The organism is Rhodococcus sp. NPDC059234, assembly GCF_042754225.1.
Lineage (GTDB): Bacteria > Actinomycetota > Actinomycetes > Mycobacteriales > Mycobacteriaceae > Rhodococcus_G.
This window is the reverse complement of the sequence record NZ_JBHZAH010000060.1, coordinates 23,608-29,607: the sequence shown is the minus strand read 5'-3', so window position 1 is coordinate 29,607 and position 6,000 is coordinate 23,608. Positions and strand designations below refer to the sequence as shown.

General features: G+C 68.7%; 4 protein-coding genes. 2 read left to right on the top strand and 2 right to left on the bottom strand.

Translation table 11 applies throughout. From position 1 onward, the window contains the following. Positions 1–20: 20 nt before the first annotated feature. Complete coding sequence (gene clpB / locus ACFXGJ_RS14380; protein WP_378620806.1) at positions 21–2,573, bottom strand: ATP-dependent chaperone ClpB; 2,553 nt, start codon at positions 2,571–2,573, stop codon at positions 21–23. 254 nt (positions 2,574–2,827) lie between these two features. On the opposite strand from clpB, the gene ACFXGJ_RS14375 reads away from it, so the two are divergent. Further along, entirely contained in the window at positions 2,828–4,429 is a 1,602-nt protein-coding gene (locus ACFXGJ_RS14375) for an MFS transporter (RefSeq protein ID WP_378620804.1), read from the top strand. A gap of 67 nt (positions 4,430–4,496) precedes the next feature. After that, positions 4,497–5,087: a CHAP domain-containing protein gene (locus ACFXGJ_RS14370; protein ID WP_378620813.1), complete on the top strand. Its 591-nt coding sequence runs from the start codon at positions 4,497–4,499 to the stop codon at positions 5,085–5,087. A 7-nt stretch (positions 5,088–5,094) separates the two neighbouring features. On the opposite strand, the gene ACFXGJ_RS14365 is transcribed toward ACFXGJ_RS14370, so the two are convergent. Then, a complete protein-coding gene (locus ACFXGJ_RS14365; protein ID WP_378620801.1) occupies positions 5,095–5,787 on the bottom strand; it encodes an alpha/beta hydrolase in 693 nt (230 codons plus the stop codon). Positions 5,788–6,000: the final 213 nt, after the last annotated feature.

Genomic DNA, 6,000 nt, shown 5'->3' with positions numbered 1-6,000 from the left:
GTGACGAACCAGCCGTTGCGCTATCCGAGCACCAATCCTTCGCCGTCGACGGAGACGTTCACCGGCACCGTGTCGCCGTCGTGAATCTCACCGGCCAGCAACAGCTTTGCCAGCTGGTCACCGATCGCCTGCTGCACCAGCCTGCGCAGCGGGCGCGCCCCGTACAACGGGTCGTAGCCACGCTTGGCCAGCCACGCCTTCGCCGGCTGCGAGACCTCCAGGGTCAGGCGCCGCGCGGCGAGCCGCTTGGCCAGCTGCCCGAGCTGGATGTCGACGATGGATTCGAGCTGCTCCTCGGAGAGCGGATCGAAGATCACCACGTCGTCGAGCCGGTTGATGAACTCCGGCTTGAACGCGTGCCGCACCGCCTCCATCACCTGCTCCTTGGTGCCGCCCGCACCGAGGTTGGAGGTCAGGATCAGGATGGTGTTGCGGAAGTCCACCGTCCGGCCCTGACCGTCGGTCAGTCGCCCCTCGTCGAGGACGGCCAGCAGGATGTCGAACACGTCGGGGTGCGCCTTCTCCACCTCGTCGAACAGCACCACCGTGTACGGACGCCTGCGCACCGCCTCGGTGAGCTGCCCGCCGGCCTCGTAGCCGACGTAGCCGGGAGGCGCACCGACGAGCCGGGCCACCGAGTGCTTCTCGCCGTACTCGGACATGTCGATCCGGACCATTGCCCGTTCATCGTCGAACAGGAAGTCCGCCAACGCCTTCGCGAGCTCCGTCTTGCCGACGCCGGTCGGTCCGAGGAACAGGAACGAGCCGGTCGGCCGGTTCGGATCCGCCACGCCCGCACGGGCCCGGCGCACCGCGTCGGAGACGGCCCGCACGGCCTCGGACTGCCCGACCACCCGCTTGCCGAGCTCGGACTCCATCCGCAACAGCTTGGCGCTCTCGCCCTCCATCATCCGGCCGGCCGGGATGCCGGTCCACGCCGACACCACGTCCGCGACGTCGTCGGGCCCGACCTCCTCCTTGAGCATCACGTCACCGTCACTGGCTCCGCCGGACGCCTCGACCGCCGCGGCGAGGCGCTTCTCGAGCTCGGGGATCCGCCCGTACCGCAGCTCGGCGGCCTTGCCCAGGTCCCCGTCGCGTTCGGCCCGATCCGATTCGCCGCGAAGCGATTCCAACTGCTCCTTGATCTCGCGGACGGAGTCGATCGCCGACTTCTCGTTCTGCCAGCGCGTGCTGAGCTGGTTCAGCTTCTCCCGGTCGTCGGCGAGTTCCTGGCGCAGCTTCTCGAGCCGCGCCTTGGAGGCCTCGTCGGTCTCCTTAGCCAGCGCCATCTCCTCGATCTCGAGCCTGCGGACGGTGCGCTCGACCTCGTCGATTTCGACTGGGCGCGAATCGATCTCCATCCGCAGCCGAGAGGCAGCCTCGTCCACCAGGTCGATAGCCTTGTCCGGCAGGAACCTCGAGGTGATGTAGCGGTCGGACAGCGTCGCCGCCGCGACGAGCGCGGAGTCGGTGATCCGCACGCCGTGGTGCACCTCGTAGCGCTCCTTGAGCCCGCGCAGGATTCCGACGGTGTCCTCGACGGACGGCTCACCGACCAGTACCTGCTGGAACCGGCGTTCGAGGGCCGCGTCCTTCTCGATGTACTTGCGGTACTCCTCGAGGGTGGTCGCCCCGACCAGTCGCAGTTCGCCGCGGGCCAGCATCGGCTTGATCATGTTGCCCGCGTCCATCGCCGACTCGCCGGTCGCGCCCGCGCCGACGATGGTGTGCAGCTCGTCGATGAAGGTAATGACCTGACCGGCCGAGTTCTTGATGTCGTCGAGGACGGCCTTGAGCCGCTCCTCGAACTCGCCGCGGTACTTCGCGCCTGCGACCATCGAGCCCAGATCGAGGGAGACGACGGTCTTGCCGCGCAACGACTCCGGGACGTCGCCCGCCACGATGCGCTGGGCGAGCCCCTCGACGATGGCGGTCTTGCCGACGCCGGGCTCGCCGATGAGGACCGGGTTGTTCTTGGTACGGCGGCTGAGAACCTGTACGACGCGGCGGATCTCGGTGTCGCGGCCGATCACCGGGTCGAGCTTGCCAGCGCGGGCGGCCTCGGTGAGGTCGGTGCTGTACTTCTCGAGCGCCTGGTACGTCCCCTCCGGGTCCGGACTCGTCACCCGGGCGCTGCCCCGGACCGCGGTGAACGCGTCCCGCAGCGCCTGCGGCGTGGCACCGTGCCCGACAAGGAGTTTCGCGACGTCGGAGTCTCCCGACGCGAGCCCGACCAGCACGTGCTCGGTGGAGATGTACTCGTCGTCGAGCTCGGTGGCGAGCTGCTGCGCCGAGGTCAGCGCTGCCAGCGCCTCACGACCCAACTGTGGCGTGGTGGTGGCACCGGTGGCCTTCGGCAGACGGTCCACCATCGTCTGCGCCTCGCGGTGCACGACGGTCGGGTCGACGCCGACGGCCTTGAGCAGTGGCGCCGCGATGCCGTCGGTCTGGTCGAGCAGCGCCGCGAGCAGGTGCGCCGGACGGATGTCCGGGTTGCCGGCGGCGGATGCGGACTGCAGGGCGGCAGACATGGCCGCCTGAGTCTTGGTGGTCGGAGAGAACGAGTCCACTGGTCACCCCTTCGGAAGACATAGGTCGTCGTCTGCAAGCGCAGCGACGGGAGATGTCACTGCCGAGCCTAGGCATGGCCACTCGGCGTTGTCATCTGTCCCAACGCCCGAAAGATTGAGTCTGTTCCGCTCAAGTTTGAGAAGTTTGGGACAGATGTGGTGACGCTGGTCACAGCCGCGCGATAATCTTCTGACCGCAACGGCGAATACCGAAACACCGTGCGGAGAACTCGCGACTGCCGAGGTGGCCTGCCATGACTGAAGGACCGGGTGCCGGCGGTTCCGCATCACTCGCGGGCTCTCAACGCGTGCTCGCGCTGCTCCTATCAATGGCGATGTTCGTGCTCGTCGTGGACACGTCGCTGATGAACGTGTCCATCTCGTCGGTGGTTCGCGATCTCGACACGACTGTCAGCGGCGTCCAGGCGGCGATTGCGCTCGAGGCGCTGGTGTCGGCGGCATTCATCCTGATCGGCAGCAAGGTCGGCGACCTCATCGGGCGTAAGCGCGCCTACGTGTTGGGTCTGCTCGGCTACGCCGCCGGCGCGGCGGCAATGACGCTGGCACAGAGCCTGACCGCGATCATCGTCTTCTGGGCGGTGTTGGGTGGCATCGGCGCCTCACTCCTGTTGCCCGCGATGCAGTCCCTCGTGCACGGGAACTTCGTGGGCGACGCCCAGAAGAAGGTCTACGCCCTGATCGGGGCGGCCGCCGCCATCGCTGCTGCCGTCGGGCCGCTGCTCGGAGGCTTCATCACCACCTACCTGTCGTGGCGCATCGCGTTCCTGCTCGAGGTGGTGGTGATCGCGATCGTGCTCTCCGGGATCTCCCTCGTCCGCGACGTGCCCTACACGGGACCTCGCGGAATCGACGCGGTGGGCGCGGCGCTCTCGGTTGTGGGCATGGGCGGCATCGTGCTGGGAATCCTGGTGTGGCAGGAGGGGGGCGAAGCCGTTGCCGCACTCCTGGTCGGTGGCGCCGTCGCCCTGGCCGGGCTGGCGTACTGGCTCGTGCGACGCAAGCGGCGCGGCGAGCCGACACTGTTGGACCCGGACCTGTTCCGATCCAAGGTCTTCAGGCTGGGGGTCTCCCAGCAGACGCTCCAGCAGATCGCCCTGGGCGGCACCATGATCGCGCTGCCGATCTACCTGCAGATGGTGCTCGAGTACAACGCGATGCAGGCGGGCCTGTCCCTCGCACCCCTGTCGCTGAGCATGTTCGTCGTTGCGATTCTCGCGGGGAAGAAGGCCGGCGATCGACGCCCGAGCAGCATCGTCCTGTGGGGTTTCGGGCTGGTCACCGTCGGGATCGTGGCTCTGATCCCCCTCGTCCCCCGGGCCGAATTCGGGTGGGCGTTGCTGGCTCCCCTGGTCGTCGCGGGTTCGGGGCTGGGGTTGCTGGTGTCGCAGCTGAACAACTACACGCTCGCGCCGATCTCGGAGGAGCGGGTCAGCGAGGCCGCAGGCACCAACTCCGCGGCCGGGTCGTTCGGACTGTCGTTCGGCCTGGCATTCGCCGGGGCCATCATGCTGGCGACGCTGTCGATCACGTTCACGTCGATGGCGCAGTCGAGTTCCGTACTTCCGCCCACCGAACAGCAGCAGGTGGCGCAGGTGCTCCAGGACAACGCGGAGGTCATGAGCAATACCGAGCTCGACGCGTTGCTCGCGGGCCAACCCCCGCACATCCGTGACGAGATCCTCCGGATCAACACCGAGGCGCGCCCCGTCGCCCTGCAGGTTGCGCTGCTCGTCCCGGCTCTGGCGGGTCTGCTCGGTGTGCTCAACTCGTTCCGCATGCGGCGCACCGCGGAGCCACTACCGGCCGCCTCGAGCAACGGACCGGACCCCGACTGACGCCCCGAGACCCACGAGCACTCACCACCGGGCTGTTCCGATGCCCGCTACATTCGATGTCGTGACCATGCCGCCGCAGCCCCGTCGCCGCCGTGCCCTCGTCTGGGTGACGGCCGCGGTGGCGGCGGTGGCAGTGGTTGCGACCGGCGTGCTGTGGCTGGCCCCGAGCAGGTATCTGCCCTGGGACACCGCCGACTTCCCGACCGTGAACCGAAGCGAACTGTCAGGGCCGCAGGCACGAATCGTCGATCTCCTCGACGCCGAGCATCGCGCTCAACGCCCCGGCACCTTCTACTCCGAGGGCTCCGAGGAACCGTGGTGCGCCGACTTCGTCAGCTGGATCATGCGGGAGGCCGATCTGCCGCTGTCGAACCCGAACTCCGGGCACTGGCGGATCCCCGGCGTGTACACGCTGCGGGAGTACTACGCCTCGCAGGGGCGGTTCGAGAAGGCGGGCGGGGGCTACCGTCCCGTCGTCGGCGACGTCGTGCTCTACGACAACAGCAGCTGGGTGGGCCAGCACACCAATATCGTCGTGGCGGTCGACCGGAACACGGCCACGACAGTGGGCGGCAACGAGTTCGGCCGGATCCGGGTGCACGACCTGGACTGGACATCGGACTCGGCCGTGGTCGGATTCGGCAGGCTCGACGCCTGATCGCCGGTCAGCCGACGGCCGCCCGGTAGACCTCGAGCCGCTCCACCAACTCCTGCGGGCGTGCCAGCGCGGGCAGGTGTCCACCGTCCATCTCGTCGGGTGTGATGCCGAGTCGCTCGCGCACCATCCGACGCTGGAAGTCGGCGGGCAGGAAGCGGTCGCCCCGGCACAGCAGAAATCGGGTCGGAACGTCCGGCCAGGCAGGCATCGGCAGTCGCCGCTCGAACGGGGTGTCGGACTGCCTGCGCGCACCGTCCGCCAGCGCCGCGGTCAGCACGTCCGGCGGCAGGTCGTGCAGAAACGTTGTCACCGGATCGAACTCGGCATCGGGGTCGCGGCCCTCCCGTTCGTCCAGCTCGCGACGCGCCGCCACCTGACCGGTGTTCGACCACCAGTCCCCCGGCGACTCCCCCTCGGCCGGGACCATCGCCGCCACCAGGACCACCAGCCGAACCGGAACCCGCGCGCACACCAGCGGGACAAGAAAACCCGCCATCGACTGCGCCACGAGGATCAGGTCCGCCCGATCGCCGACGGCGTCCAGCGCGACGCCCGCGTAGTCGACCAGGCCTGCCGCGTCGTCGTCGCACGGCAGGTCCGGTGCGACGACCTCGTGCCCGAGCGCGCGCAGCCCCGGAGCCACGAACTGCCAGTACGAGGAGTCCGAGCCGGCACCGTGGAGCAGCAGGTAGGTCGCCATGCCGCGACGCTACGCCGGATCCTCGGGGAAGGCCGCGGTGTCGGCGAGTCGGGACTCACACACGGTGGGCCCGACCCAGTCCGCTACGCGGAACCGAACGGACCGCCCAGTACGCCCCGTTGCGGCAGCGTCCACATGATGAGACCGGGTCCACTCCCTTCTACTCCGCAGGCCAGCTTTGGCCGGTCTCGAACCCCGAGCCTGAGAAGAACG

Coding starts and splice junctions, on each gene's coding strand:
- ACFXGJ_RS14375 (WP_378620804.1), top strand. CDS start 2,828: ATGACTGAAGGACCGGGTGCCGGCGGTTCCGCATCACTCGCGGGCTCT.
- ACFXGJ_RS14365 (WP_378620801.1), bottom strand. CDS start 5,787: ATGGCGACCTACCTGCTGCTCCACGGTGCCGGCTCGGACTCCTCGTAC.
- ACFXGJ_RS14370 (WP_378620813.1), top strand. CDS start 4,497: ATGCCGCCGCAGCCCCGTCGCCGCCGTGCCCTCGTCTGGGTGACGGCC.